The 25787-nt window shown below is 67.3% G+C and carries 28 protein-coding genes and 1 pseudogene; 19 read left to right on the top strand and 10 right to left on the bottom strand.

Annotated elements, in window-relative coordinates; genetic code table 11:
* Window positions 1-27 precede the first annotated feature (27 nt).
* The 8 genes from rpmJ (at window position 28) to katG (ending at window position 7148) form a co-directional block, all read left to right on the top strand.
* Window positions 28-144 carry a 50S ribosomal protein L36 gene (rpmJ, locus tag I0D00_RS19655; RefSeq protein ID WP_002555468.1) on the top strand — a complete coding sequence of 39 codons (117 nt, stop codon included), beginning with the start codon at window positions 28-30 and terminating at the stop codon, window positions 142-144.
* Between the two features lie 133 nt (window positions 145-277).
* Window positions 278-634, top strand: a complete 357-nt coding sequence (gene rpsM, locus I0D00_RS19650; protein WP_213641487.1) for a 30S ribosomal protein S13 — start codon at window positions 278-280, stop codon at window positions 632-634.
* A 30-nt stretch (window positions 635-664) separates the two neighbouring features.
* Window positions 665-1054 carry a 30S ribosomal protein S11 gene (gene rpsK, locus I0D00_RS19645; RefSeq protein WP_013789773.1) on the top strand — a complete coding sequence of 130 codons (390 nt, stop codon included), beginning with the start codon at window positions 665-667 and terminating at the stop codon, window positions 1052-1054.
* A 17-nt stretch (window positions 1055-1071) separates the two neighbouring features.
* The gene (gene rpsD, locus I0D00_RS19640) at window positions 1072-1692 is read left to right on the top strand and encodes a 30S ribosomal protein S4 (RefSeq protein ID WP_213641486.1); all 621 of its coding nucleotides are present in this window, start codon (window positions 1072-1074) and stop codon (window positions 1690-1692) included.
* A gap of 22 nt (window positions 1693-1714) precedes the next feature.
* Window positions 1715-2716, top strand: a complete 1002-nt coding sequence (locus I0D00_RS19635; protein WP_213641485.1) for a DNA-directed RNA polymerase subunit alpha — start codon at window positions 1715-1717, stop codon at window positions 2714-2716.
* 42 nt (window positions 2717-2758) lie between these two features.
* Entirely contained in the window at window positions 2759-3145 is a 387-nt protein-coding gene (rplQ, locus tag I0D00_RS19630; RefSeq protein WP_213641484.1) for a 50S ribosomal protein L17, read from the top strand.
* 210 nt (window positions 3146-3355) lie between these two features.
* Window positions 3356-4672, top strand: coding sequence for a Na+/H+ antiporter NhaC family protein (locus I0D00_RS19625; protein WP_246533314.1), 1317 nt, complete (start codon window positions 3356-3358; stop codon window positions 4670-4672).
* A 325-nt stretch (window positions 4673-4997) separates the two neighbouring features.
* Window positions 4998-7148, top strand: coding sequence for a catalase/peroxidase HPI (gene katG / locus I0D00_RS19620; protein ID WP_213641482.1), 2151 nt, complete (start codon window positions 4998-5000; stop codon window positions 7146-7148).
* A 70-nt stretch (window positions 7149-7218) separates the two neighbouring features.
* On the opposite strand, the gene uvrA is transcribed toward katG, so the two are convergent.
* Window positions 7219-10074, bottom strand: a complete 2856-nt coding sequence (gene uvrA / locus I0D00_RS19615) for an excinuclease ABC subunit UvrA (RefSeq protein ID WP_213641481.1) — start codon at window positions 10072-10074, stop codon at window positions 7219-7221.
* A 134-nt stretch (window positions 10075-10208) separates the two neighbouring features.
* Between uvrA and I0D00_RS19610 the strand changes: the two genes are divergently transcribed.
* From I0D00_RS19610 to I0D00_RS19595, 4 genes are read left to right on the top strand one after another with little or no spacing between them, the layout of a single operon-like run.
* On the top strand, window positions 10209-11597 hold the full coding sequence (locus I0D00_RS19610; RefSeq protein ID WP_213641480.1) for an MFS transporter: 1389 nt from the start codon (window positions 10209-10211) through the stop codon (window positions 11595-11597).
* A 17-nt stretch (window positions 11598-11614) separates the two neighbouring features.
* Window positions 11615-12106, top strand: a complete 492-nt coding sequence (locus I0D00_RS19605; protein ID WP_213641479.1) for a single-stranded DNA-binding protein — start codon at window positions 11615-11617, stop codon at window positions 12104-12106.
* Window positions 12107-12128: 22 nt separating this feature from the next.
* Window positions 12129-13019 carry a sugar nucleotide-binding protein gene (locus I0D00_RS19600; RefSeq protein ID WP_213641478.1) on the top strand — a complete coding sequence of 297 codons (891 nt, stop codon included), beginning with the start codon at window positions 12129-12131 and terminating at the stop codon, window positions 13017-13019.
* A complete protein-coding gene (locus I0D00_RS19595; RefSeq protein WP_213641477.1) occupies window positions 13012-13944 on the top strand; it encodes an NAD-dependent epimerase/dehydratase family protein in 933 nt (310 codons plus the stop codon). The genes I0D00_RS19600 and I0D00_RS19595 overlap by 8 nt, the downstream gene beginning before the upstream one ends.
* A gap of 55 nt (window positions 13945-13999) precedes the next feature.
* On the opposite strand, the gene I0D00_RS19590 is transcribed toward I0D00_RS19595, so the two are convergent.
* Window positions 14000-14686 carry an OmpW/AlkL family protein gene (locus I0D00_RS19590; RefSeq protein ID WP_213641476.1) on the bottom strand — a complete coding sequence of 229 codons (687 nt, stop codon included), beginning with the start codon at window positions 14684-14686 and terminating at the stop codon, window positions 14000-14002.
* A 190-nt stretch (window positions 14687-14876) separates the two neighbouring features.
* On the opposite strand from I0D00_RS19590, the gene I0D00_RS19585 reads away from it, so the two are divergent.
* The 6 genes and pseudogenes from I0D00_RS19585 (at window position 14877) to I0D00_RS19560 (ending at window position 19739) form a co-directional block, all read left to right on the top strand.
* Window positions 14877-15647: a DUF3450 domain-containing protein gene (locus tag I0D00_RS19585; protein ID WP_213641475.1), complete on the top strand. Its 771-nt coding sequence runs from the start codon at window positions 14877-14879 to the stop codon at window positions 15645-15647.
* The gene (locus tag I0D00_RS19580; RefSeq protein ID WP_213641474.1) at window positions 15644-16993 is read left to right on the top strand and encodes a MotA/TolQ/ExbB proton channel family protein; all 1350 of its coding nucleotides are present in this window, start codon (window positions 15644-15646) and stop codon (window positions 16991-16993) included. Before I0D00_RS19585 ends, I0D00_RS19580 begins: the two co-directional genes overlap by 4 nt.
* Window positions 16986-17534 carry a MotA/TolQ/ExbB proton channel family protein gene (locus tag I0D00_RS19575; protein WP_338050453.1) on the top strand — a complete coding sequence of 183 codons (549 nt, stop codon included), beginning with the start codon at window positions 16986-16988 and terminating at the stop codon, window positions 17532-17534. The genes I0D00_RS19580 and I0D00_RS19575 overlap by 8 nt, the downstream gene beginning before the upstream one ends.
* A gap of 11 nt (window positions 17535-17545) precedes the next feature.
* Window positions 17546-17956, top strand: a complete 411-nt coding sequence (locus tag I0D00_RS19570) for an ExbD/TolR family protein (protein WP_213641473.1) — start codon at window positions 17546-17548, stop codon at window positions 17954-17956.
* Window positions 17956-18640: pseudogene (locus tag I0D00_RS19565) on the top strand (energy transducer TonB). Before I0D00_RS19570 ends, I0D00_RS19565 begins: the two are co-directional and overlap by 1 nt.
* 1 nt (window position 18641) lies before the next feature.
* Complete coding sequence (locus I0D00_RS19560; protein ID WP_213641472.1) at window positions 18642-19739, top strand: tetratricopeptide repeat protein; 1098 nt, start codon at window positions 18642-18644, stop codon at window positions 19737-19739.
* 50 nt (window positions 19740-19789) lie between these two features.
* Here I0D00_RS19560 and I0D00_RS19555 read toward each other — a convergent pair whose 3' ends face one another.
* Genes I0D00_RS19555 through I0D00_RS19540 form a run of 4 tightly spaced genes read right to left on the bottom strand, consistent with a single transcriptional unit; the run spans window position 19790 to window position 22940 of the window.
* Window positions 19790-20311 (bottom strand): DUF3299 domain-containing protein, encoded by a 522-nt coding sequence (locus I0D00_RS19555; RefSeq protein ID WP_213641471.1) that lies wholly within the window; start codon window positions 20309-20311, stop codon window positions 19790-19792.
* Between the two features lie 29 nt (window positions 20312-20340).
* Window positions 20341-21606, bottom strand: coding sequence for an ABC transporter permease (locus I0D00_RS19550; RefSeq protein ID WP_213641470.1), 1266 nt, complete (start codon window positions 21604-21606; stop codon window positions 20341-20343).
* A gap of 2 nt (window positions 21607-21608) precedes the next feature.
* The gene (locus tag I0D00_RS19545; RefSeq protein WP_213641469.1) at window positions 21609-22319 is read right to left on the bottom strand and encodes an ABC transporter ATP-binding protein; all 711 of its coding nucleotides are present in this window, start codon (window positions 22317-22319) and stop codon (window positions 21609-21611) included.
* 45 nt (window positions 22320-22364) lie between these two features.
* Window positions 22365-22940: a DUF2796 domain-containing protein gene (locus tag I0D00_RS19540; protein WP_213641468.1), complete on the bottom strand. Its 576-nt coding sequence runs from the start codon at window positions 22938-22940 to the stop codon at window positions 22365-22367.
* A gap of 125 nt (window positions 22941-23065) precedes the next feature.
* Between I0D00_RS19540 and I0D00_RS19535 the strand changes: the two genes are divergently transcribed.
* The gene (locus I0D00_RS19535) at window positions 23066-23416 is read left to right on the top strand and encodes a hypothetical protein (protein WP_213641467.1); all 351 of its coding nucleotides are present in this window, start codon (window positions 23066-23068) and stop codon (window positions 23414-23416) included.
* Here I0D00_RS19535 and I0D00_RS19530 read toward each other — a convergent pair.
* The 4 genes from I0D00_RS19530 to I0D00_RS19515 all read right to left on the bottom strand — a co-directional run bounded on the left by I0D00_RS19530 (window position 23413) and on the right by I0D00_RS19515 (window position 25730).
* Window positions 23413-23850 (bottom strand): acyl-CoA thioesterase, encoded by a 438-nt coding sequence (locus I0D00_RS19530; protein ID WP_213641466.1) that lies wholly within the window; start codon window positions 23848-23850, stop codon window positions 23413-23415. The genes I0D00_RS19535 and I0D00_RS19530 overlap by 4 nt on opposite strands.
* A 1-nt stretch (window position 23851) precedes the next feature.
* Window positions 23852-24724, bottom strand: coding sequence for a thioredoxin (gene trxA, locus I0D00_RS19525; protein ID WP_213641465.1), 873 nt, complete (start codon window positions 24722-24724; stop codon window positions 23852-23854).
* 77 nt (window positions 24725-24801) lie between these two features.
* The gene (locus I0D00_RS19520; protein WP_213641464.1) at window positions 24802-25458 is read right to left on the bottom strand and encodes a class I SAM-dependent methyltransferase; all 657 of its coding nucleotides are present in this window, start codon (window positions 25456-25458) and stop codon (window positions 24802-24804) included.
* Window positions 25455-25730, bottom strand: a complete 276-nt coding sequence (locus I0D00_RS19515; RefSeq protein WP_246533313.1) for a hypothetical protein — start codon at window positions 25728-25730, stop codon at window positions 25455-25457. Before I0D00_RS19515 ends, I0D00_RS19520 begins: the two co-directional genes overlap by 4 nt.
* Window positions 25731-25787 lie beyond the last annotated feature (57 nt).

The following is a 25787-nucleotide window of genomic DNA, read 5'->3' as shown; positions in this document are numbered from 1 at the left end:
GTGTCCATAAGGTTCGAGGAGTTGGTGATGAAAGTTCGTGCATCGGTGAAAAAGCTGTGCCGTAACTGCAAAATTATTCGTCGCGAAGGTGTCGTGCGAGTGATTTGCAGCGCGGAGCCGCGTCACAAGCAGCGCCAAGGCTGAGTGTGAGTGAAGCGTGATAAGCCCGGCAGCTAGTGCGCTGCCGGGTTGATTATTTGTTTCTACAGCGTTAATATCTCGCGCCCTATTTCTTGGCTTCCGGGGCGTAGGTAGCTGTCAATTGGAGTTCCACTGAATGGCCCGTATTGCAGGCGTTAACATTCCGGATAACAAGCACACTGTTATCTCGCTGACCTACATCTTCGGTGTCGGTCGCACCACCGCACAGAAAATCTGTGCTGCTGCCGGGGTCAATCCCGCGGTAAAGATCAAAGATCTCTCTGACGAGCAGATCGAGCAGCTGCGTGGCGAAGTCGCCAAGGTGAACACCGAGGGTGACCTGCGCCGCGAAGTGAACATGAAGATCAAGCGCTTGATGGATCTGGGCTGCTACCGCGGCCTGCGCCATCGTCGTGGTCTGCCGGTCCGTGGCCAGCGCACCAAGACCAACGCCCGCACCCGCAAGGGCCCGCGCAAGCCGATCCGCAAGTAATCGCATTCGCGAATCGACAGGAATTTAGTCATGGCAAAACCTGCTGCTCGTACTCGTAAGAAAGTCAAAAAGACGGTGGTTGATGGCATCGCCCACATCCACGCGTCTTTCAACAACACCATCGTGACCATCACCGACCGTCAGGGCAACGCCCTGTCCTGGGCCACCTCCGGTGGTTCGGGCTTCCGCGGCTCGCGCAAGAGCACCCCGTTCGCTGCCCAGGTGGCTGCCGAGCGCGCTGGTCAAGCCGCGCTGGAATACGGCCTGAAGAACCTCGACGTGAACGTCAAGGGTCCCGGTCCGGGTCGTGAGTCCGCTGTCCGTGCATTGAACGGCTGCGGTTACAAGATCGCCAGCATCACCGATGTGACGCCCATCCCGCATAACGGGTGCCGTCCTTCGAAGAAGCGTCGCGTGTAATCAGGAGACAGTGAGAAATGGCTCGTTACATTGGTCCCAAATGCAAACTGTCTCGTCGTGAAGGCACCGATCTGTTCCTGAAGAGCGGCGTTCGCGCTCTGGAATCGAAGTGCAACATCGAAGCAGCCCCGGGTATTCACGGCCAGCGCCGTAGCCGTCAGTCCGACTACGGCACCCAGCTGCGCGAAAAGCAGAAAGTCCGTCGTATCTACGGCGTGCTGGAGCGTCAGTTCAGCGGTTACTACAAGCAAGCTGCCAGCCAGAAGGGCGCCACCGGCGAGAACCTGCTGCAGCTGCTGGAGTGCCGTCTGGATAACGTGGTTTACCGTATGGGCTTTGGTGCTACCCGCGCCGAATCCCGTCAGCTGGTTTCGCACAAAGCGATCAGCGTCAACGGTCAGACCGTAAACGTCCCGTCCTACCAGGTTAAAGCTGGCGACGTCGTTGCTGTTCGCGAGAAGTCGAAGAATCAGCTGCGCATTGTTCAGGCTCTTGAGCTGTGCGCCCAGCGTGGCCGCGTTGAATGGGTAGAAGTGGACACTGAGAAGAAGTCCGGCGTATTCAAAAGCGTCCCGGCTCGCAGTGACCTCTCCGCCGACATCAACGAAAGCCTGATTGTCGAGCTCTACTCCAAGTAAGGGCTAGAAAATAGGTGCATCCATGCAGATTTCGGTAAATGAGTTCCTGACCCCCCGTCACATTGATGTGCAGGTGGTCAGTCCGACCCGCGCCAAGATCACCCTCGAGCCTCTCGAGCGTGGTTTCGGCCATACCCTGGGCAACGCGCTGCGCCGCATCCTGTTGTCCTCCATGCCTGGCTGTGCAGTAGTCGAGGCCGAGATTGACGGTGTGCTCCACGAGTACAGCGCCATCGAAGGTGTGCAGGAAGATGTCATCGAGATCCTGCTCAACCTGAAAGGTCTGGCTGTCAAGCTGCACGGTCGCGACGAAGTGACGCTGACTCTGGCGAAGAAGGGCTCGGGTGTAGTTACCGCTGCCGATATTCAGCTGGATCACGATGTCGAAATCGTCAACGGCGACCACGTAATCGCCAACCTGGCCGCCAATGGCGCGTTGAACATGAAACTCACCGTGGCCCGTGGCCGCGGCTATGAGCCGGCGGACGCGCGCCAGAGCGACGAAGACGAGAGCCGCAGCATCGGTCGCTTGCAGCTCGACGCTTCGTTCAGCCCGGTGCGCCGTGTGTCCTACGTGGTGGAAAACGCTCGTGTCGAGCAGCGTACCAACCTGGACAAACTGGTCATCGACCTGGAAACCAACGGTACCCTGGACCCGGAAGAGGCTATCCGTCGTGCCGCGACCATCCTGCAGCAGCAGCTGGCCGCGTTCGTCGACCTCAAGGGTGACAGTGAGCCAGTGGTGGTCGAGCAGGAAGACGAGATCGATCCGATCCTGCTGCGCCCGGTAGACGACCTGGAACTGACCGTTCGTTCGGCCAACTGCCTCAAGGCAGAAAACATCTACTACATCGGCGATCTGATTCAGCGCACCGAAGTAGAGCTGTTGAAAACCCCGAACCTGGGCAAGAAGTCCCTGACCGAGATCAAGGATGTTCTGGCTTCTCGCGGTCTGTCCCTCGGTATGCGCCTCGACAACTGGCCGCCGGCAAGTCTGAAGAAAGACGATAAGGCGACTGCCTGATCGTCATCATCACCGAACGTGAGTTTGGTAAGGAATTGAATCATGCGTCATCGTAAAAGTGGCCGTCACCTCAGCCGTACCAGCGCCCACCGCCAGGCCATGTTCCAGAACATGGCGGTTTCGCTGTTCGAGCACGAGCTGATCAAAACTACTCTGCCGAAAGCCAAGGAACTGCGTCGCGTCGCCGAGCCGCTGATCACCCTGGCTAAAGTAGACAGCGTTGCCAACCGTCGTCTGGCCTTCGACCGTACCCGTTCGAAAGCCATCGTCGGCAAGCTGTTCAACGACCTGGGCAAGCGCTACGCCACCCGTCAGGGCGGTTACCTGCGTATCCTCAAGTGCGGTTTCCGCGCTGGCGACAACGCTCCGATGGCTTACGTTGAGCTGGTCGACCGTCCGGTCGGCGGCGCAGTGGAAGCTGCCGAGTAAGTTGCAGGTGGTAAGAAGAACCGGGCCCAGGCCCGGTTTTTTGTTTTTGTGGTGAATAATATTCCGCACGTCGTGTTTGATATTGTGTGCATGCGCCGGCTCGGGTAAGGTTCGTCTGTCTTCGAACCCGCCGTAACCCGGCTCCAATAAGAACAATTGCACATCATGTCCGAACCTACCGCTCTGAGTTTGCTCCCTCCCGCTGTCGTATTGATTCTGGCTATCTGGCTGCGCCGGCCCATCCTGGCGCTGGTGCTCGGCGCGATCGCCGGCCTGCTGCTGCTCGGCCCCCAGGCGGCGCTGGGCGGTTTCGCCGAGATATCCCTGAGGGTGATGCAGGACGAAACCATCGGCTGGCTGATCCTGGTCTGTGGCAGCTTCGGTGCGCTGATCGCCCTGCTGGTGCGTACGGGCGGTGCGCTGGCCTTCGGGCGGGCTGCGCTGAAGCTGGCCAAGGGGCGTCGCTCCTCGTTGCTGATGACCTGCGTGCTGGGCCTGGTGATCTTCGTCGACGACTACCTCAATGCCCTCACCGTGGGCGAGACCATGAAGCGGGTCACCGACCGCTTCAAGGTTTCCCGCGAAATGCTCGCCTATGTGGTCGATTCCACCGCGGCGCCGGTCTGTGTGCTGGTGCCGCTGTCGACCTGGGCGGTGTTCTTCGGCGGCCTGCTGGAAAGCAACGGGATCGCCGCAGCCGGACAGGGCATCGGCGTCTACATGCAAGCCATCCCATACATGTTCTATGCCTGGCTGTCGGTCATGCTGGTGGTGCTGGTGGCGGCCGGGCTGTTCCCGGCCATCGGCCCGATGCGCAAGGCCGAGATGCTGGCGCGCCACGGTTCGGCCGGCGCCATGCACGTCGCCGAGCTGAGCGTCGAGGCCGTGGAGCAGGAACTGGCCGAGGCCGACAAGAACTCTGGCCGGCTGCACAACTTCATCGTACCGCTGCTGCTGCTGGTCGGCTTCACCGTCTACTTCGATATCGACGTGTGGATGGGCATGCTGGCGACCCTGGCGCTGATGGTGCCCTTCTACCTGGTGCAGGGGCTGATGCCGCTGGACGAGATGCTCGAGCAAATGATGGAGGGCTTCAAGACCATGCTGCCGGCCATTGGCACGGTCATCGCGGCCTTCATCTTCAAGGATGTATGCGACCAGTTGCTGCTGCCGCAGTACGTGGTCGAGTCGCTTAAACCCTATATGACGGCGCAGCTGCTGCCGGCACTGGTATTCGTGGCCATGGCCCTGCTGGCGTTTGCCACCGGGTCGTCGTGGGGCATCTTCGCGGTGACGATTCCAATCGTCATGCCGCTGGCCTATGCCCTGGATGCCAATATTCCGCTGGTGATCGGCGCTCTGCTCTCGGCTTCGGCGTTCGGCAGCCAGGCCTGCTTCTACAGTGACTCCACGGTGCTGGCGGCGCAGGGCTCGGGCTGCAACCTGATCAGCCATGCACTGACCCAATTGCCCTATACCCTGATCGCGGCGGCCCTGGCCTTCGTCGGCTTCCTGCTGATCGCCTGAGCGTGCTGAGATGAAATAACGGGCCACAAGGCCCGTTTCTGATGGCTATGTCCCTGTAGCCTGGTGCCCGGCAGCGTCCCGCTGCTGCCGGCGCGCAGTGCGTCGATGCCCCCCGGGCAGGTGGGGCCGCTGGCAGCTATCCGAGGTGTAGTGCGTGCCCGGGTTTTGGGGGCACCAGCGGATTCTGTTCGACTTCTCTAGCAAAGAAAAAATCTATCAGGTGGTTATTTTTCATAAATTGGTTCTTCACAAGAAGCGGGTCTAATCTTCTTTCATCGTCGGTTGCAGTTAAGTGAACCGACCCGATGAGGAGGAGGAGAGAACCATGTCCAGCCCAGGTAAATGCCCGTTCAACCATGTCGCGGGTGGCGGTACCACAAACAAGGATTGGTGGCCTAACCAGCTGCGTATAGACCTGCTCAACCAACACTCTGAGAAATCCAATCCGCTCGGCGAAAAGTTCAACTACGCCGAGGCGTTCAAGACGCTCGACTACAAGGCGCTCAAGGCGGACCTGGCCAGGCTGATGACCGATAGCCAGGATTGGTGGCCGGCCGACTTCGGTCACTACGGCCCGCAGATGATTCGCATGGCCTGGCACGCCACCGGCACCTATCGCACCACCGACGGCCGCGGCGGCGGCGGTCGTGGGCAGCAGCGTTTCGCGCCGCTGAACTCCTGGCCGGACAACGTCAATATCGACAAGACCCGCCGCCTGCTGTGGCCGATCAAGCAGAAGTACGGCCAGAGCATCTCCTGGGCCGACCTGCTGGTGCTGGCGGGCAATGTCGCGTTGGAGTCCATGGGCTTTCGCACCTTCGGCTTTGGTGGCGGCCGTGAAGACGTGTGGGAGCCGGACCTGGATGTGAACTGGGGCGCGGAGATCGGCTGGCTGGACGTGGACCCGCAGCGCGTTACCGGCGACCGCGAGCTGTCGGCGCCGTTCGGTGCCACCCATATGGGCCTGATCTACGTGAACCCGGAAGGGCCTAACGCCAGCGGCGACTATATGCTCGCGGCCAAGGACATCCGCGCCACCTTCGGACGCATGGCCATGGACGACGAGGAAACCGTCGCCCTGATCGCCGGCGGCCACACCTTCGGTAAGGCCCACGGTGCCGCGCCGGAGTCGCATAAGGGGCCGGAGCCAGAAGCTGCGCCGATCGAGGCGCAGGGCCTGGGCTGGATGAGCAACTTCGGGAGCGGCCATGGCAAGGACACCATCTCCAGTGGCATCGAGGTAACCTGGACCAAGACCCCGGCGCAGTGGAGCAACAACTTCTTCGAGAACCTGTTCCAGTACGAGTGGGAGCTGACCACCTCGCCGGCCGGGGCCAAGCAGTGGGTCGCCAAGGATGCGCCTGAGATCATCCCGGACGCCCATGTGCCGGGCAAGTTCCACAAACCCACCATGCTCACCACCGACCTGACCCTGCGTTTCGATCCGGAGTTCGGCAAGATCTCCAAGCGCTTTTTGGACGATCCCCAGGCCTTTGCCGACGCATTCGCGCGCGCCTGGTACAAGCTGACCCACCGCGACATGGGGCCGAAGGCGCGCTATCTTGGCCCGGAAGTGCCGAAAGAGGACCTGATCTGGCAGGACCCGCTGCCGGCGGCGACGCATAACCCCAGTGCCGCCGATATCGCCGACCTCAAGGCCAAGATCGCCGCCTCCGGCTTGTCGGTGGGTGACCTGGTGTCGGTCGCCTGGGCTTCGGCTTCGACCTTCCGCGGCGGCGACAAGCGCGGCGGGGCCAATGGTGCACGGCTGGCCCTGGCACCGCAGAAGGACTGGGAGGTCAACCGGCGTGCTATCAAGGCACTGCCCAAGCTGGTAGAGATCCAGAAGGCTTCGGGCAAGGCATCGCTGGCGGACGTCATCGTGCTGGCCGGCAATGTGGGGGTGGAGCAGGCGGCCAAGGCCGCCGGGGTGAGCGTGGATGTGCCTTTCGCCCCGGGCCGTGTCGATGCCCGTCAGGATCAGACCGACATCGAGTCCTTCGATGTGCTCGAGCCCTTCGCCGATGGCTTCCGCAACTACAGCAAGGGCCAGCTGGGCGTGCCGAGCGAGGCCATGCTGGTCGACAAGGCGCAGCTGCTGACCCTGACTGCGCCCGAGTTGACGGCGCTGGTCGGTGGCTTGCGGGTTCTGGGAGCCAACCATGATGGCGGCCAGCAGGGTGTCTTCACCGACAAGGTCGGCGTTCTGAGCAACGACTTCTTCGTCAACCTGCTGGACATGGGCATCGAGTGGAAGGCTGTCGATGGCAGTGCCGAGGTGTTCGAAGGCAAGGAGCGTAGCAGTGGCAAGGTGAAGTACAGCGGCAGCCGCTGCGATCTGGTCTTCGGTTCCAACTCGGTGCTGCGTGCCTATGCCGAGGTCTACGCCAGTGCCGATGGCAAGGAGAAGCTGGCCAAGGACTTCGTCGCGGCCTGGACCAAGGTGATGAACCTGGATCGCTTCGATCTGGCGTAACGGCGAACCGCCTCTGCGGACGCAAAAGCCCCGGTCTTCCGGGGCTTTTGCGTAATTGGTGGCGGCCGGCTCAGGCCTCGGCGACGGCCGCTGGGGTGCGGTCGCGCTGCAGCAGCGGGCGGAGGAAGTGGCCGGTGTGCGACTGGGCCATCTCGGCGACCTCTTCCGGGGTGCCGGTGGCGATGATCATGCCGCCCTTGGAGCCGCCCTCGGGGCCGAGGTCCACCAGCCAGTCGGCGGTCTTGATCACGTCCAGATTGTGCTCGATCACCACCACGGTGTTGCCGTGGTCGCGCAGGCGGTGAAGCACGTCGAGCAGCTGCTGGATGTCGGCGAAGTGCAGGCCGGTGGTCGGCTCGTCGAGGATGTACAGGGTCTTGCCGGTGTCGCGCTTGGACAGCTCGCGACTCAGCTTGACCCGCTGCGCCTCGCCGCCGGACAGGGTGGTCGCGCTCTGCCCCAGCTTGATGTAGGACAGGCCGACGTCCATCAGCGTCTGCAGCTTGCGGGCAATCGCCGGCACCGCGTCGAAGAAACCGCGGGCCTCCTCGATGGTCATGTCGAGCACCTCGGTGATGCTCTTGCCCTTGTACTTCACCTCCAGGGTCTCGCGGTTGTAGCGCTTGCCCTTGCACACGTCGCAGGGCACGTAGATGTCCGGCAGGAAGTGCATCTCCACCTTGATCACCCCGTCGCCCTGGCAGGCCTCGCAGCGCCCGCCCTTGACGTTGAAGCTGAAGCGCCCCGGCCCGTAGCCGCGCGAGCGCGACTCCGGCACCCCGGCGAACAGCTCGCGGATCGGGGTGAACAGGCCGGTGTAGGTGGCCGGGTTGGAGCGCGGGGTGCGGCCGATCGGGCTCTGGTCGATGTCGACCACCTTGTCCAGGTGCTGCAGGCCGTCGAAGCTGTCGTGGGCGGCGGCTTCCAGGGTGGTGGCGCCGTTCAGGGCGGTGGCCGCCAGGGGGAACAGGGTGTTGTTGATCAGGGTCGACTTGCCCGAGCCGGACACCCCGGTGACGCAGGTGAGCAGGCCCAGCGGAATCTCCAGGTCGACATTGCGCAGGTTGTTGCCGCGGGCGCCCTTGAGCCTGAGCAGCTTCTGGCGGTCGGCCGGGGTGCGGGTCGCCGGGTAGCGGATGCGTTCGCGGCCGGACAGGTACTTGCCGGTCAGCGAGTCCGGGTGGCTCATCACCTGGTCCGGGGTGCCCTCGGCGACTATCTGGCCGCCGTGCACGCCGGCGCCGGGGCCGATGTCCACCACATAGTCGGCCAGGCGGATGGCGTCCTCGTCGTGCTCGACGACGATCACCGTGTTGCCCAGGTTGCGCAGGTGGGTGAGGGTGCCGAGCAGGCGCTCGTTGTCGCGCTGGTGCAGGCCGATGGAGGGCTCGTCGAGGATGTACATGACGCCGACCAGGCCGGCGCCGATCTGGCTGGCCAGGCGGATGCGCTGGGCCTCGCCGCCGGACAGGGTGTCGGCGCTGCGGTCCAGGGTCAGGTAGTCGAGGCCGACGTTGACCAGGAACTGCAGGCGCTCGCGGATCTCCTTGAGGATCTTCTCGGCGATCTCGCCGCGCCGGCCGGAGAGGTGCAGCTCGCCGAAGTAGTCGCAGGCCTCGCCCACCGGCAGGCCGGTGACCGCCGGCAGGGTGCGCTCGCCGATCCATACGTGGCGCGCCTCGCGGCGCAGGCGGGTGCCGCGGCAGTCCGGGCAGGGCTGGGTGCTGAGGAACTTGGCCAGCTCCTCGCGCACGCTGGCCGACTCGGTCTCGCGGTAGCGGCGCTCCAGGTTCGGCACTATGCCCTCGAAGGGATGGGCGCGCTTGACGATGTCGCCGCGGTCGTTGAGGTACTTGAAGTCGACGCTCTGCGCGCCGCTGCCGAACAGGATGACCTTCTGCTGCTCGGCGGCCAGTTCGTCGAAGGGGATCTCCAGGCTGAAGCCGAAATGCGCGGCCAGCGAGCCGAGCATCTGGAAGTAGTAGACGTTGCGCCTGTCCCAGCCGCGGATCGCCCCCTCGGCCAGGGTCAGCTCGCCGTTGATCAGGCGCTTGGCGTCGAAGAACTGCTTGACCCCCAGGCCGTCGCAGGTGGGGCAGGCGCCGGCCGGGTTGTTGAAGGAAAACAGCTTGGGCTCCAGCTCGCTGATCGAGTGGCCGCAGTGCGGGCAGGCGAAGCGCGCGGAGAAGATGATCTCCTCGCCTTCCTCGTCGTCCATGGGCGCCACCAGGGCGATGCCGTCGGCCAGGTTCAGCGCGGTCTCGAAGGATTCGGCCAGGCGCTGCTGCAGGTCCTCGCGGACCTTGAAGCGGTCCACCACCACGTCTATCGAGTGCTTCTTCTGCTTGTCCAGCTTGGGCAGTTCGTCCAGCTCGTAGAGTTTGCCGTTGACCCGGGCGCGGACGAAGCCCTGGGCGCGCAGTTCGTCGAACACCGACAGGTGCTCGCCCTTGCGCTCGCGGATGACCGGGGCCAGCAGCATCAGCTTGCGCCCCTCGGGCAGGGCCAGCACCTGGTCGACCATCTGGCTGACGGTCTGCGCCTCCAGCGGCACGTCGTGGTCCGGGCAGCGCGGGATGCCGACGCGGGCGTAGAGCAGGCGCAGGTAGTCGTAGATCTCGGTGATGGTGCCGACGGTGGAGCGCGGGTTGTGCGAGGTGGACTTCTGCTCGATGGAGATGGCCGGCGACAGGCCCTCGATGGTGTCGACGTCGGGCTTCTCCATCATCGACAGGAACTGCCGGGCATAGGCCGACAGGGACTCGACGTAGCGGCGCTGGCCCTCGGCGTACAGCGTGTCGAAGGCCAGGGAGGATTTGCCGGAGCCGGACAGGCCGGTGATCACGATCAGCTTGTCGCGCGGCAGGGTCAGGTCGATGTTTTTCAGGTTATGGGTGCGTGCCCCACGGATCAGAATCTTGTCCACGAACAGCGGCCTCGCATGGCGGGCGGAAACCCGCGAGTATAGGGCTTGGCGTCGCCCTGCGGCAAAGTGCGTGCCTGTGCCGCGGGCGGGATGGCTGCTAGAATCGCCGCCTCGTTTCGGTAGGGCTTGGGTAAATGCACGATTCGCACAGCGAGCGTATGAGCGCCGGGGAGACCCGCGCGGCCGGTGGCCTGGCGCTGGTGTTCGCCTTCCGCATGCTTGGCATGTTCATGGTGCTGCCGGTGCTGGCGACCTACGGCATGGAGCTGGCCGGTAGCACGCCGGCGCTGATCGGCCTGGCCATCGGCGCCTACGGCCTGACCCAGGCGCTGCTGCAGATACCCTTCGGCATGCTCAGCGACCGTATCGGCCGGCGTCCGGTGATCTACGTCGGCCTGCTGATCTTCGCCGCCGGCAGCGTGCTGGCGGCCAATGCCGACTCCATCTGGGGGGTGATCGCCGGGCGCGTGCTGCAGGGCGCCGGGGCCATCTCGGCGGCGGTGATGGCGCTGCTCTCGGACCTGACCCGCGAGCAGCACCGGACCAAGGCCATGGCGCTGATCGGCATGAGCATCGGCCTGTCCTTCGCCGTGGCCATGGTGGTGGGGCCGCTGCTGACCCGCGCCTTCGGCCTGTCCGGGCTGTTCTGGGCCACCGCGGCCATGGCCCTGCTGGGCATGCTGATAGTCGCCGGCCTGGTGCCGCGCACCGCCGGGCCGCTGCAGCACCGCGAGTCGGGCGTGGCCCGGCAGGCGTTGTGGCCGACCCTCAAGCACGCCGAGCTGCTGCGCCTGGACTTCGGCATCCTGGCCCTGCACGCCATCCTCATGGCCAGCTTCGTCGCCCTGCCGCTGGCCCTGGTGGAGCAGGGTGGGCTGGCCAAGGAGGAACACTGGTGGGTGTACCTGGTCGCGCTGCTGATCGGCTTCTTCGGCATGCTGCCCTTCATCATCTACGGCGAGAAGAAGCGCCGGATGAAGCGGGTGCTGCTCGGCGCGGTGGCGGTGCTGCTGCTCTGCGAACTGCACTTCTGGGCTTTCGGCGACAGCTTGCGCGCGCTGGTGCTGGGCACGGTGCTGTTCTTCACCGCCTTCAACCTGCTGGAGGCCTCGCTGCCCTCGCTGATCAGCAAGGTCGCCCCGGCCGGCGGCAAGGGCACGGCCATGGGCGTGTACTCCACCAGCCAGTTCCTCGGCGCGGCCCTGGGCGGCATCCTCGGCGGCTGGCTGTATCAGCACTACAGCCTGTCGGGCGTGTTCCTCGGCTGCGCCCTGCTGGCCCTGCTTTGGCTGGTCTTTGCTGTTACTATGCGCGAACCGCCTTATGTCACCAGCCTGCGCCTGCCGCTTTCAGCCGCGGCCTTGCAAGAAGCGGGGCTGGCCGAGCGATTACTGGCCGTGCCCGGAGTGGCGGATGCCGTGGTGGTGCGTGATGAAGCCGCGCTCTACATCAAAGTGGATACCCAACAATTGGATCGCACGTCCCTGGAGCGCCTGATCGAGCCGGCGCCGGCGACGTGCTGAAAGCCTAGGAGAACGTTATGGCCCGTGGGGTTAACAAAGTCATTCTGGTCGGCACCTGTGGACAGGACCCGGAGACCCGCTACCTGCCCAGCGGCAATGCGGTGACCAACCTGAGCCTGGCCACCAGCGAGCAGTGGACCGACAAGCAGACCGGACAGAAGGTCGAGAAGACCGAGTGGCACCGCGTGGCGCTGTTCGGCAAGGTCGCCGAGATCGCCGGCGAATACCTGCGCAAGGGCTCCCAGGTGTATATCGAGGGCAAGCTGCAGACTCGCGAGTGGGAGAAGGACGGCGTCAAGCGCTACACCACCGAGGTCATCGTCGACATGCAGGGCACCATGCAGCTGCTTGGCGGCCGTCCGAGCGGCGACAGTGGCGACAACGCTCCGCGCCAGCAGCGTCCGGCGCCGCAGCGTGCACCGCAACAGCAGGCCGCGCGTCCGGCGCCGCAGCAACCGGCCCAGCCGGCCGCGGACTTCGACAGCTTCGACGACGACATCCCGTTCTGATCGCCTGAGTTCAGCCTTTATCATGCGAATGCGCCTGATGCTGCTGGGGGGCGGCAACGCGCTGGGGCAGGCCCTGATCCGTCTCGGCGCCGAGGAGGATATCGGTTTCCTCGCCCCGCGCCCGCCGGAGGGCGGCTGGGATGCCGCCAGCCTGACCCAGTTGCTGGACGACACCCGCCCCGATGCCCTGGTCAACCTGGCCTACTACTTCGACTGGTTTCAGGCCGAGGCCAGGGCCGTCGACGCGGCGCGCCTGGGAGCCCAGGAGCGCGCGGTCGAGCGCCTCGCCGAACTCTGCCGGCATCACGACATCCGCCTGCTGCAGCCCTCCAGCTACCGGGTGTTCGATGGCTCGCGGGTGACCGCCTACAGCGAGAAGGAAGAGCCGCAGCCCCTGGGCGGCCGTGCTCAGGCCCTGTGGCGCCTGGAGCAGAGCGTGCGCGCGGCCTGTCCGCGGCACGTGCTGCTGCGCTTCGGCTGGCTGCTGGACGACAGTCCCGAGGGGCTGTTGGCGCGCTTCCTGGCCCGCGCCGAGAAGGGCGCGGCCCTGGCCCTGGCCGACGACAGGCGCGGCAACCCGACACCGGTGGACGACGCCGCGCGGGTGATCCTCGCCGTGCTCAAACAGCTCGATTGCCAGTCGCCGCTGTGGGGCACCTACCACTACGGCGGCCATGAGGCGACCACCGCCCTGGCCCTCGGGCAGGCGGTGCTGAGCGAGGCGCGCAACTACCGGCATGACCTGGTGGAGGAGATCACCGCCCAGGCCCATGCCGCCCGCCCCGACGCGGCCGAAGAGCCGCAGCATGCGGTGCTCGCCTGCAAGAAAATCCTCAATACCTTCGGCATCAAGCCGCGTGCCTGGCGCGCCGGGTTGCCGAGCCTGCTGGATCGCTACTACCGCCATGTCTGACGCCCCCGTCCTGGTCACCGGCGGCGCCGGCTTCATCGGCTCGCATCTGGTCGATGCCCTGCTCGCTCGGGGCTGCGCCGTGCGGGTGCTGGACGACCTGTCGATGGGCAAGCGCAGCAACCTGCCGCTGGATGAGCCGCGCCTGCAGCTGATCGAGGGCGATGTGGCCGATGCCGCCCGGGTCGATGAGGCCATGGCCGGCTGCCGCGCGGTGGCCCACCTGGCGGCCGTCGCCTCGGTACAGGCCTCGGTGGACGATCCGGTGCGTACCCACCGGAGCAACTTCGTCGGCACCCTGAATGTCTGCGAGGCCATGCGGGTGCAGGGCGTCAAGCGGGTGCTGTTCGCCTCCAGTGCGGCGGTCTACGGCAACAACGGCGAAGGTCAGGCGATCGACGAGGACACCCCGAAGGCGCCGCTGACGCCCTATGCGGCGGACAAGCTGGCCAGCGAGCACTACCTGGACTTCTACCGGCGCCAGCATGGCCTGGAGCCGGCGATCTTCCGCTTCTTCAATATCTTCGGGCCGCGCCAGGACCCGTCCTCGCCCTATTCCGGGGTGATCAGCATCTTCACCCGGCGCGCCCAGCAGGGCCTGCCGATCACCGTGTTCGGCGACGGCGAGCAGACCCGCGACTTCTTCTACATCGCCGACCTGGTCGAGGTGCTGCTGCAGGCGTTGCTCGCCCCCGCCGCGGTGCCGGGGGCGGTGAACGTCGGCTGGAACCAGGCCGTCAGCCTCAACCAGCTGCTGGCCGAGATCGCCGGCCTGTTCGGTGGCCTGCCGCCGGTCAGCCATCAGGCGCCGCGGCCGGGCGACATCCGCCACTCGCGGGCGGACAACCGGCGCCTGCAGGCCGGCTACCGGCTGCCCGCGCCCACACCGCTACGCCTGGGCCTGCAGCGCCTGCTGGGGCTCGCCTGAGGCGAGCGCCGAATAGAAAGGCCGGCGCACTGCCGGCTTTTTCGTGGGGCGGGGCTCAGAATCTGTAGCCCAGGCCGACCATATAGACCCAGGGATCGACCTCCACATCCACCTTGACCTTCTGCCCGGCAAAGGCGGTGGTGCCCGTGGTGTCGATGTCGATATAGCGCACCTGGCCGTTGATCAGCAGGTTCTCGCCGAGCATGTAGTCCATGCCCAGCTGGGCGGCCAGGCCCCAGGAGTCCTCCATGTCCAGGCCACGGAAGCCCTTGCTCTCGGCTGCGCCGCTCAGCTTGTCGTCGAAGAACCAGGTGTAGTTGATGCCCGCGCCCACATAGGGCTGGAAGCGCGAGGCGCTGTCCAGCGGGTAGTACAGCAGGCTCAGGGTCGGCGGCAGCTGCTTGAGCTCGCCCAGCTTGCCATTCAGGCCGGCGAAGGGGCCCGGCATGCCTTTCACGCCGACATCATGGGTGAAGGGCGTCGCCGCCAGCAGTTCGATGCCGACATGGGCGCCGAGCATATAGGCGAAGTTCAGGCCCAGCTGGGTATCGCTGTTGAGCGAGGCCTTGGTGCCGAGCACGTCGCTGTGCAGCGCGCCGACCCAGATGGCACCGCTCTTTTCCTGCGGATCGACGGTGATGGCGCCGGCACGGAGCAGAAAGTCGCCCGCCTGGTAGGCCTGGGCCAGGGGGGCGGCCACTGCCATGGCCAGTAGGGAGAGGGTGAGCAGGGACTTGCGCATGGGGGGCTCCGGTCGAGTCGTAGAAGGCTGTTGGTTGCGGATGATGTTAGGGAGCTAAGAAAATGCCCTCTTGACCCAGCTCAATAAAAGCCGCCGCCGTTCTGCGGCCTTTTGTCCGTTGCTTTCGTCTCGGTCGCAGATGATAATGTTTCTCTTTTTGATCTGAGCCCTTTGGACGAGGACTGTCCCCATGCCCCCTCACTCCCTCCGCGCGCTGGCCGGCGCCCTGTTGCTCGGCAGCACGCCGCTGCTGGCGGCGCCGTTGGACGCCGCCCTGGACGAAAGCCAGCGCCTGGCCGCCGAGGCCAAGGCCTCGCAGGCACGCATCGAACAGCTGGATGACGCCAGCCGGGCGATGCTCGGCGAATACCGCAACGCCCTGCAGCAGGCCGAGGCCCTGAAGGGCTACAACGCCCAGCTGCGCGAGCTGGTGGCGGCTCAGCGCAAGGAGCTGGCGGGCTACCAGCGGCAGCTGGACGGCATCGAGCGCACCCAGGAGGCGGTCACGCCGCAGATGCGCCGGATGGTCGAGGTGCTCGGCCAGTTCGTCGCCGCCGACCTGCCGTTCCTGCCCGAGGAACGCAGCGATCGCCTGGCCCAGTTGCAGGAGCTGCTGCCGCGGGCCGACGTCAGCCTGGCGGAGAAGTACCGGCGCATCCTCGAGGCCTACCAGGTCGAGAGCGACTACGGCCGCACCCTGGAGGCCTGGCGCGGCCAGCTGGCGGGCGAGGACGGCGGCCGCAGCGTCGAGTTCCTCCGGCTCGGCCGCACCATGCTCTACTACCAGACCCTCGACGGTCACGAGAGCGGTTGGTGGAGCCCGCAGAGCGGCAGCTGGCAGACCCTCGCCGGCGATGCCCGGCGGCCGCTGCGCCAGGCCATCGCCATTGCCCGCCAGGAGCAGGCACCGGCGCTGCTCGAACTGCCGGTGCGCACCCTGAACCAGGAGGCCGCCCGATGAGCCGCCGTTATCTCGCCGTCGTGCTCCTCGGTCTGTTGCCGGCGCTGGCCGGCGCCGCCGCGCCGCTCAATCCCGATCAACTGCTGCAGCGTATCCGCAGCGACCGCGCCGCCGAAGTCGCGGCCATGGCCGCGCGCGAGCAGGCCTTCGTCGCCGAGCGGGGCGAGCGGGCCAGGCTGCTGGCCGCGGCCAAGGCCGCCCTGCAGGTGCAGGAGGCCGAGGCCGCGCGGCTGAAGGCCGAGTTCGACCGCCTGGAGACCGAGCTGGCGGCGCAGGAGCAGCTGCTGGCCCAGCGTGCCGGCCACCTCGGCGAGCTGTTCGCGGTGGTCCGCCAGAGCGCCGGCGATGTCGCCGGCCAGTGGCAGGACAGCCTGCTCAACGCCCAGTACCCCGAGCGTCTGCAACGCCTCGCCGCCCTGGCCGAGAGCCGCAGCCTGCCGTCGGCCGAAGACCTCGACGGCTACTGGATGCTGCTGCTCGAAGACCTGGCAGCCAGCGGCCGCATCGAGCGCCTCGAGTTGCCGGTGGTGGCCGCCGACGGCGTGCGCCGCGCGCAGCCGGTGCTGCGGGTCGGCAGCTTCGCCGCCTTCGGCGAGGAGGCCTTCCTGCATTACGACGCGGCTGCCGGCGAGCTGCTGGCGCCACCGCGCCAGCCCGCCGGCCTGGGTCTGGTGGCGGACTACCTGGAAGGCGGTGCGAGCCTGGCGCGCCTGCCGATCGACCCCAGTCGCGGCAATCTGCTGGTGCAGTTGCAGCGTCAGCCGAACCTGTGGGATCGCGTGCAGCAGGGTGGCCTGGTCGGGGGCCTGATCCTGGCCCTGGGCGGCCTGGGCCTGGTCTTGGCGATCTGGCGCCTGGTCTTCCTGGCCGGCGTCGGCCGTGGCGTCAGCGCGCAGATCCGCGAGCTGGGTACGCCGCGCGCCGACAACCCCCTGGGCCGGGTGATCGGCGTGCTCGGGCCCAAGCCGCAGCTGGCCGACCTGGAGACCCTGGAGCTGAAGCTGGACGAGGCGATCCTGCAGGAGACGCCGCCGCTGGAGAAGGGCCAGGGCCTGCTCAAGCTGCTGGCCGCGGTGGCGCCGTTGCTCGGCCTGCTCGGCACCGTGACCGGCATGATCGTCACCTTCCAGGCCATCACCCAGAGTGGCGGCGGCGACTCGCGGCTGATGGCCGACGGCATCTCCCAGGCCCTGGTGACCACGGTGCTGGGCCTGGTGGTGGCGATCCCGTTGCTGTTCCTGCACAGCCTGTTGGCCAGCCGCAGCAAGGGCCTGATCCAGCTGCTCGAGCAGCAGAGTGCCGGGCTGATCGCCCTGCACCTGTCCGGGGCGCCGCGCCGTGACTGACGGCTTCGGCCTGTGGCTGCGGCTGCTCGACGGCGGCCATGCGCTGTTCGACCTGATGGCCGCCGGCGGCGTGGTGATGTGGGGCCTGGCCGGGCTCTGCGTGCTGTTCTGGACCCTGGTGTTCGAGCGCTTCTGGTTCATGCGCCGGGTCTTCCCGCGCTGGGTTCGCGAGCGCCGCCGGGCCTGGCAGCAGCTGCCGGCCTCCTCGGCCAGCAGCTGGCCGCGGGCGGTGCGCAGCGCCTGGCTGGCCCAGGCCCGGCAGCAGCTGGCCGGGCCCCTGCGCCTGGGCAAGACCCTGGTGGCGTTGTACCCGCTGCTCGGCCTGCTCGGCACCGTCAGCGGCATGGTCGCGGTGTTCGACGTGCTGGCCGTCAACGGCACCGGCAACCCCCGCGCCATGGCCGCGGGGGTATGGCAGGCGACCCTGCCGACTCTGGCCGGGATGGTCCTGGCCATCAGCGGATTGTTCAGCCTGGCGCGTCTGGAACGCGACGCCCGCCGGGCCCTCGAGCGGCTGGCCGACCAGCTGCGTCACGACTGAGAGCTGCAACCATGAGAATGCGTCGCCATCACCAGCAAGACGAGGACACCGGCATCGACCTGACGCCGATGCTCGACGTGGTCTTCATCATGCTGATCTTCTTCATCGTCACCAGCTCCTTCATCAAGGAGTCGGGGGTCGAGGTGCAGCGTCCCCAGGCGCAGACCGCCAACCCCCAGGACAAGGGCAATATCCTCATCGCCATCACCGCCGACGGCCAGGTGTGGCTGGACAAGCAGGTGGTCGACGTGCGCAGCGTGCGCGCCCATGTCGAGCGCCTGCGCGTCGACCAGCCGGACGGCGCGGTGGTGGTGCAGGCCGACCAGGACGCGCGCACCGGCCTGGTGGTGCAGGTGATGGACCAGGCGCGCCTGGCCGGGGTGCAGGACGTGGCCCTGGCCGCCAGCACGGGAGCGCTCTGATGCGCCTGGCGCTGTCGTTCCTGGGCGCCTGCCTGATGGCCCTGGCGTTGTTCGCGCTGATGCTCTACATGGTGGCGCCGCCGCGCAGTCTGCCCAGCGACGAGCCCCTGGTGGTGGCCAACTTCGTGCGTCTGGACGGCGAGTCGAGCCAGGCCGCGAGCCGTTCGCGCCAGCAGGCGCCGCAGCCGCCCCAGGCGCAGACGCCGCAGCCGCCTCAACCGCCCGCCCCCGCGAGCATCGCGCCGAGCGCCAGCCTGCCGAGCCTGGACCTGCCGTTGCCCAGCCTGAGCAGCGCGGTCAGCCTGGCCAGCGCCCCGGCGCCGAGCCTGGCCGGCTTGCGTGCCGGCGCCGCAGCGCCCAGCACGGCGGCGCCGAGCGCGGCCGCCCGGCCGCCCCGGCGGCCCGGAAAGCGAGGTGATGCCGCTCAACGACGTCAGCCCCGAATACCCGCGCTACGCCCTGCAGCGCGGCATCCAGGGCCACGTCAAGCTGGCCTTCACCATCAACCGTGCCGGCGCGGTGGAGAACCTGCGGGTGCTGGAAGCCAGCCCGGCCAACGTCTTCGAACGCGAGGCCCGCCGCGCCGCGGTGCGCTGGCGCTTCGCCCCGCGCACGGAAAACGGCCTGGCGGTGGCCCGCGAGGCGGTCAAGACCCTGTATTTCCGCCTGGAAGGAGGGCGCTGAGATGTCCCGTCTATTGCTGTCGCTGTTGCTCTGCGCGGTCGGTATCGCGCAGGCCGCCACCCAGAGCGTGGAGCCCGGGGTGTTTCGCGCCCTGAATGCGGCCCAGCTGGCCCAGCAGCAGGGCGACTACGCCGCCGCCCGGCGCGCCCTGGACGGCGCCAAGGCCCGGCCCGGCAGCCTGGAGCAGGCCCTGCTGTGGCGCAGCCGCGGCTACCTGGCCTGGGCCCAGGGGCAGAACGTCCAGGCTATCGACTGGCTGGACCGGGCCCTGGCCAGCGGCACGCTGGACGCCGAGTCGCAGGCCAACGAGCGCCTCAACCTGGCCCGGCTCAACCTGATCGAGCGCCGCTATGCCCGGGTCGTCGAGCTGCTCGCGCCGGGGCAGGCCGACGCCGGCGAGGACGCGCTGCAGTTGCTGGCGCAGGCCTACCAGGGCCAGGGGCAGGCGGCCAAGGCCCTGCCCCTGGCCGAGCGCTACGTGCGGGCCAACCCGCGAGCGGCCGACAGCTGGCTGCAGTTCCTGGTGGCGGTCAATGCCGAACTCGAGCGCTACCCGGCCGCCGAGCGCTGGCAGCGCCACCTGCTGGCGCGCAAGCCCGACGACAGCCGGCAATGGCGGCAACTGGCGGCCCTGCAGCAGATGGCTGGCGGCTACGCCAAGGCATTGGCCACCCTGCGCGCCGCGCAGGCCAAGGGCCTGCGCTTCAGTGCGGCGGAACTGGACAACCTGGTGGCCCTGGCCGGCGCCGCCGGGCAGCCCTGGCAGGGCGCCAAGCTGCTGTCCGGGATGCTCGAAAGCGGCCTGCTCGGCAACAGTGACCAGCGCCAGGAACGCCTCGGCCTGTTCTGGTGGCAGGCCCGTGAGCGCGCCCGCGCCGCCCAGGTGCTGCGGCCGTTGGCCGAGCGCTCAGGCCGCGGCGAGCTCTGGCTGCAGGTCGCCCAGCTGGAGCTGGAGCAGGGGCACTGGCAGGCCGGGCTGGCGGCACTGAGCCGTGCCGAGCGTGCGGGCAGCCCGGGCAGCAAGGTGCGCGCCTGGCGTCAGTGGGCCGAGAGCGAGCTGCGCTTCGAGCGGGACAATCGCCTGGCCAGCCGCGGCTGACAGGCCGGGATGCAACCGAAAACCAGGCCCTGGAGCCTGGTTTTTTCGGTTCAGCTGTCGGGCATCTCGTAGGGGTAGATCTTGTCGGCGGCCATCTGGTAGCCGGCCTCGGCCAGCTCGCTGCTGGTCTGCTCGACTTTCAGCGGCCCCTCGATCCAGAACGGCTGGTACAGCGCATCCAGCAGCACGCCCAGTTCGGCGGTGACATGCACGATCTGGTTGGACGGCGGTGGCGGTACATGGATGCAGGCGCCGAAGTAGGGCACCAGGAGGAACTCGGTGACCCGGCCTTCGTCGGTCACATCCAGCGGCACTATGTAGCCCGGCAGTTTCACCGTCTGGCCGTCCAGCTCCTCGACCACAGGCGCGGCCGGCGATTGCTGCATCGCCGCCGGGCCGGACTCGGACAGGGCGTCGGCCAGTTGCGAGAGGTCATGCATGGGGGCGGGTTCGGCGACTTGCGGCGGCGCATCGGCCGGCACCATCTCCGACCAGACCAGCTCGCGCACCTCGGCGGCCGATACAGGCGCGGCCAGGACGACAAGCACGGCAGCGAGCAGGGGGCGGAGCATGGTGTTACCTCGTAAGCGTTATCGCGGCGTTATAAACGAATCGACAAGCCATCGGCCAGCGATTGCCGATAGCCTCGCCAGGCGGGTACGCAACCCATCAGCAGAGCGGCCGCCAGGATAGCGCCGAGCAACGTCCACTCATAGGGCGTTGGCGGATTAAGCGGCAGATAAAGGCCATAGTTGGCCTGCACATGGCTTTGCGCCGCGGCGATGCCGGCGTACAGCAGTAACAAGCCGAGGAACACCCCGGCCAGCGCCAGGGCGAAGGCCTCCAGCACCAGCAGGCCGGCGATATGCCAGGGGCGCGCGCCGACCGAACGCAGGATCGCCATCTCGCGGCGGCGCTCGTTGAGGCTGGTGAGGATCGCCGTGAGCATGCCGATCAAGCCGGTCAGCACGACGAACAGCGAGACCACGAACAGCGCTTTCTCCGCCGTGCCCATCAGGCTCCACAGCTCCTGCAGGGCGACGCCGGGCAGGATCGCCAGCAGCGGCTCGCCACGGAATTGGTTGATCTCCCGCTGCAGGCTGAAGGTGGCGATCTTGCTGTTCAGACCCAGTAGAAAGGCGGTGATCTGCTTGGGCTGCAAATCCATATTTCTGGCTTGCTCGGCGTTGACCACACCCGCGCCGCGCGCCGGCATGCCGTTCTGCCAGTCGATATGCAGCGCTTCCATCCCGCCCAGGGAAATATGCAGGGTGCGATCCACCGGGGTGCCGGTGCGTTGCAGAATGCCGACCACGGTAAAGGGTTTGTCGTCGTGCTTGACCAGGCTGATGGTCGCCACGCCGTGGGCCAGCACCAGCTTTTCGCCGAGGGAATATTTCAGCGCCTGGGCCACTTCCGCGCCCAGCACCACTTCGAAGGGATCCTCGGCAAAGGCGCGGCCCTGCTCGATTTTCAAGGCTTGGCTGCGGGCATAGCGGTAGTGTTCGAAATACGCCGGGCTGGTGCCCATCACCCGGTAGCCGCGGTGCGAGTCGCCGAGGGAAATCGGGATCGCCCATTTGACCTGGCGGTGCTCGGCGAAGCGCTCGAAGCTGTCCCAGCGGATATTGTTGGTGGCATTGCCGATGCGGAACACCGAATACAGCAGCAGGTTCACGCTGCCCGAGCGCGCCCCGACTATCAGGTCGGTGCCGCTGATGGTGCTGGCGAAGCTGGCGCGGGCCTCGGTGCGCACCCGCTCGACGGCGAGCAGCAGGCAGACCGACAAGGCGATGGCGAACATCGTCAGTAGCGCGGTGAAGCGGCGGTTGCCTAGGCTGGCCAGGGCGAGGCGAAGCAGATACATCCTTAAATCCCTGGCAAGCGGCTGGCGCGGTTGAGTTCCGCCAGCGACAGGCTGCGGTCGAACAGGCGCGCCAGGCTCTGATCATGGCTGACGAACAGCAGGCTGGAGCCGGCGGCGCGGCATTCGGCGAACAGCAGTTCGAGAAAGGCTTCGCGGGCGTCGAAGTCCAGGGCCGAGGTCGGCTCGTCGGCGATCACCAGCTCCGGCTGGCCGATCAGCGCGCGGGCGGCGGCCACCCGTTGCTGTTGGCCGATCGACAGCTCATCGGCGCGGCGCTCCAGCAGGCCGGCGTCCTGCAGGCCGAGGTGGGCGAGCAGGGCGGCCGCTGCATTGTCGACGCTGCCATGGCGCTGGATCGCCCGCCCGGCGCGCAGCTTGGAGAAATGGCAGGGCAGCTCGACGTTCTCGCGCACCGAGAGAAACGGCAGCAAATTGAACTGCTGAAAGATGTAGCCGGTGTGATCGACACGAAAACGGTCGCGAGCACCAGCGGACAAGCTGCTCAGGTCCTGACCGAGCAGCTGGATGCTGCCGCGGTTGGGCTTCTGCACGCCGCCCAGCAGGCCGAGCAGGGTGGTCTTGCCGCTGCCGCTCGGGCCCTTGAGAAACAGGCTTTCGCCGCGCTCCAAGGTGAAGCCGGGGATATCCAGCAGTTCGGCCTGGCCGGGCCAGGCGAAGCCGAGGTTGGACAGGTTGATCAGGGCATTGCTCATAAAGTAAGCGGCTGGGCTGCCCCAGCCGCTCTGCACTCCGAAAACTTAGAAGTCGAGGCCGGGCTTGGCAGGTGTCAGCTCCACGCCTTGCTGGCCATTCGGGCCGATCAGTTGTACCTGAATTTTCGTGGTGGCGGGGAAGCGCTTGAACAGTTCGGCCAGGTTCAGCTGCTTGAGTTCGTCGGGCTTTTTGCAGTCGAGCTGGTAATGCGCATGGATTTCGCTGTGTTCGCCGTGAGTTTCGTCGCCCTGATGTCCTTCGTGCTCATGTTCGTCATCTTCGAACAGCGGGCTCTCCAGTGCCGTCTCGCGCAGGCTGCAATCGCCTGCATTCAGGCCGAACAGGGCCTGCGGATTTTGTAACTGACTGCGCGCGGCGGCGACCTTGGCCTTATCGGCGGCGCTCTCGGCGGCATGTTCGAAGCCCACCAGGTTCATCGCCGGGCTTTCCAGCTCCAGCTCCAGCGCTTGGCCGTCGAGCACCACGTTGAGGCTGGCGGCGCCGTGCTGGTGGGCGTCCAGGCTGTCGAGCGCATGGTCGTGGTCGTGGTCATGATCGCTGGCCTGGGCGGCGGCCAGTGGCAATAGGGCGAAAGGCAGGGCGAGCAAGAGGCGGTGCATGGAGGTCTCCGATCCTGGAAGTATAGATGGTTATGTTATAACAACTGCACCCTGGGCTGGCCAGCCCCTTGGCCATCGGCGGCCGTCATGGGAGCATGGCCGCATCGATTGGGAGGGATGGGCGAATGGTGCGTATACGCGGACGGATCGGCGACTGGCCGGTGGACCTGAGCCTGGAACTGGATGCCGAGGATTGGGCGCAGCTGGCCGAGCGGCTGCCTGCGGCGCTCGCCGAGCCGGCTGCCGCGCCAGCGCCGGCACCGGCTGCCGGGGCCAGCGACGCCTTGTGGCAGACCGCCCTGCAGCTGGTGCGCGACGCCGGGCAGGTGGAGGGGCCGCAGCTGCTGGGCGAGCTGGCCACCCTTGCCGGCGGCGAGGCCGCCGGCAAGCGCCTGCTGGTGCGCCTGCGCCATTGTTCGCAGGTGAGCGTGGAGGCCGGTGTCGACGCGCCGGTCTATCGCTGGCTGGGCGCCTAGCCGGCCTGGTCGATGCGTACGCCCGGGGCCCCGCGCAGCAGCAGGGCGCGCAAGTCGTCGGGGACCCCAACCTTGCGAAACTCCCGGCTGTCGACCATGACGTAGGTGACTTCGGCCCGTGCCAGCGGGCGCTGATCCTCGTGGTGCAGCATGTCCACCTGCAGGCTGTAGGAGCTGTTGCCGACCCTCAGGGTCTGCACGCGCAGCTCGAGTACGTCGTCGAAGCGCGCCGGAGCGCTCCAGTCGATGCACTGGCGCACCACCTGGGTGTCCAGGCCGCGCTCCAGCAGCGCCTTGTAGCCGCCGAGCAGGGCGCGGAAGAACTCCGTGACGGCCAGGTCGACGTAGTCGGCATAGCGGGCGTTGAACACCACCTGCTGGGCGTCGCACTCGCCGTAGCGCACCCGCAGGAGCAGCTGAAAGGCCGGCGCCACCTCAGTAGATCGCCTGGTACAGCTTGCGCCGGTAGGCGGTCACCAGCGGGTGGTCGTTACCCAGCAGATCGAATACCTGCAGCAGGCTCTTGTGCGCCACGCCGTCGGCGTAGCCGCGGTTGCGCACGAACAGCTTGAGCAGGGCGTCCAGCGCCGCCTCGTACTGCTGGCGGGCCAGCTGCTGGATGGCCAGCTGGTAGGCCGCCTCGTCGTCTTCGCCGTTCTGCGCCAGGCGGCTCTTCAGGCTGGCGACCTCCGGCAGGTCGGCGGCCTGGCGCAGGAAGGTCAGCTGCGCGCGGGCGCCGGCCAGGGCCTGCTTGTGCGCGTCGCCCTTGACCGCGTCGAGCACGGTCTCGGCCTCGCCCAGCTCGCCGCGTTCGGCCAGGCAGCGGGCATAGAGGATCAGCGCGGCGGCGTTTTCATTGTCCTCGCCGAGCAACTGCTGGAGCCGGGCCTCCGCCTCGCCGATGCGGCCGTCGGCGAACAGCGCCTGGGCATCTTGCAGCAGGTCGGCCTGGGGGGGCGGCGGCTCGGCAACATGGGGCTGGAGCATGTCGCGGATCGCCGACTCCGGCTGGGCGCCGGCGAAGCCGTCGACCGGCTGGCCGTCCTTGAACAGCACCACGGTGGGCAGGCTGCGGATGCCGAAGCGGGCGACGATGTCCTGCTCGGCGTCGCAGTCCACCTTGGCCAGCAGCAGTTCGCCCTGGTAGCTCTCGGCGATCTGCGCCAGCAGCGGCATCAGTGCCTTGCACGGTGCGCACCACTCGGCCCAGAAGTCCACCAGTACCGGCTTGTGAAAGGAGTTCTGGATCACCAGCTGTTCGAAGTTGGCGGCGCCGGATACGTCGAAGATATAGGGGGTGTCGCTCATGGTCGGTCTCGGGCAGGGGGCAGGGTGGGTAGGACTATAGATGCGGCCGCGGGGGCGTGGATACAAGGGCGCGGGCCTCAATCGCGGCGCGCGTGATACAGGCTGACGTGGCGAAACTCCGCCGGCTCGGCCAGATCCGGCCAGGTGCAGGCCTCCAGGACGGCGAGGCGGCGATACAGCGGATGCTGGAAGTCGCGCACCCGCGAATCGGCCACCAGGGCCTGGCGGCCGCGGCCGAGGAACTGGTCGAGCAGCGGCAGGTTGGCGCGGTCGTAGAGCACGTCGGCGACCAGGATCAGGTCGAAACGGTCGGCCTCGGCGAAGAAGTCCGCCGAGTAGCCCAGTTCGACGCCGTTCAGCTCGGCGTTGGCCCGGCAGGCGGCGAGGGCCAGCGGGTCTAGGTCGCAGGCCACCACCTCGCGGGCGCCGGTTTTGGCCGCGGCGATCGCCGCCACCCCGGAGCCGGCGCCGAAATCCAGCACGCGCTTGTCGCGCACCCAGTGCGGATGCGCGGCCAGCCAGCGTGCCAGGACCAGGCCGCTGGCCCAGCAGAAGCTCCAGTAGGGCGGCTCCTCGAGGATGCGCCGGGTCTCCGCGGGGCTGAAGGCGCGGTCCATGTTGGCCGCATCGATCAGCCACAGGCGCAGGTCGGTGCCGGGCAGCGCGGTGGCGTCGAGGCGGGCGTCGCCGAGCAGCTCGCCCAGCGCGCCCTGCAGCTCGTGTGGCGGGGTCATGGCGCGGGTACCAGGCGCAAGGTGCCGACCTCCTGGCTGTCGGCATGGCGAATGGGCACGGGCGGCAGGCGCAGGATCAGGTGACCGGAGCGATGGGCGCGGCCGCGCAGTTCGACGCGCAGGGCGCGGCTGAAGGACTGCGGGTTGAAGGTCAGGCGAAAGGGCAGGGCATCGCCGTTGCCGCTCAGCTGGATATTGCCCAGCAGGCCCTGGGGCAGGCCGCGCTGGTCCAGGGTCAGCAGGGCCAGCTCGACCTCGGCGCCATTGGGCACGCCGAGCAGCTGGCCGCTGAGTTCGCGCAGGTGCGCGGGCAGCGTCTCGGCAGGCGC

Origin of the sequence: Pseudomonas lalucatii, assembly GCF_018398425.1 — a bacterium.
Taxonomy (GTDB): Bacteria; Pseudomonadota; Gammaproteobacteria; order Pseudomonadales; family Pseudomonadaceae; genus Aquipseudomonas; species Aquipseudomonas lalucatii.
The sequence above is the reverse complement of the archived record's forward strand: the minus strand, read 5'-3'. Positions and strand labels throughout refer to the sequence as shown.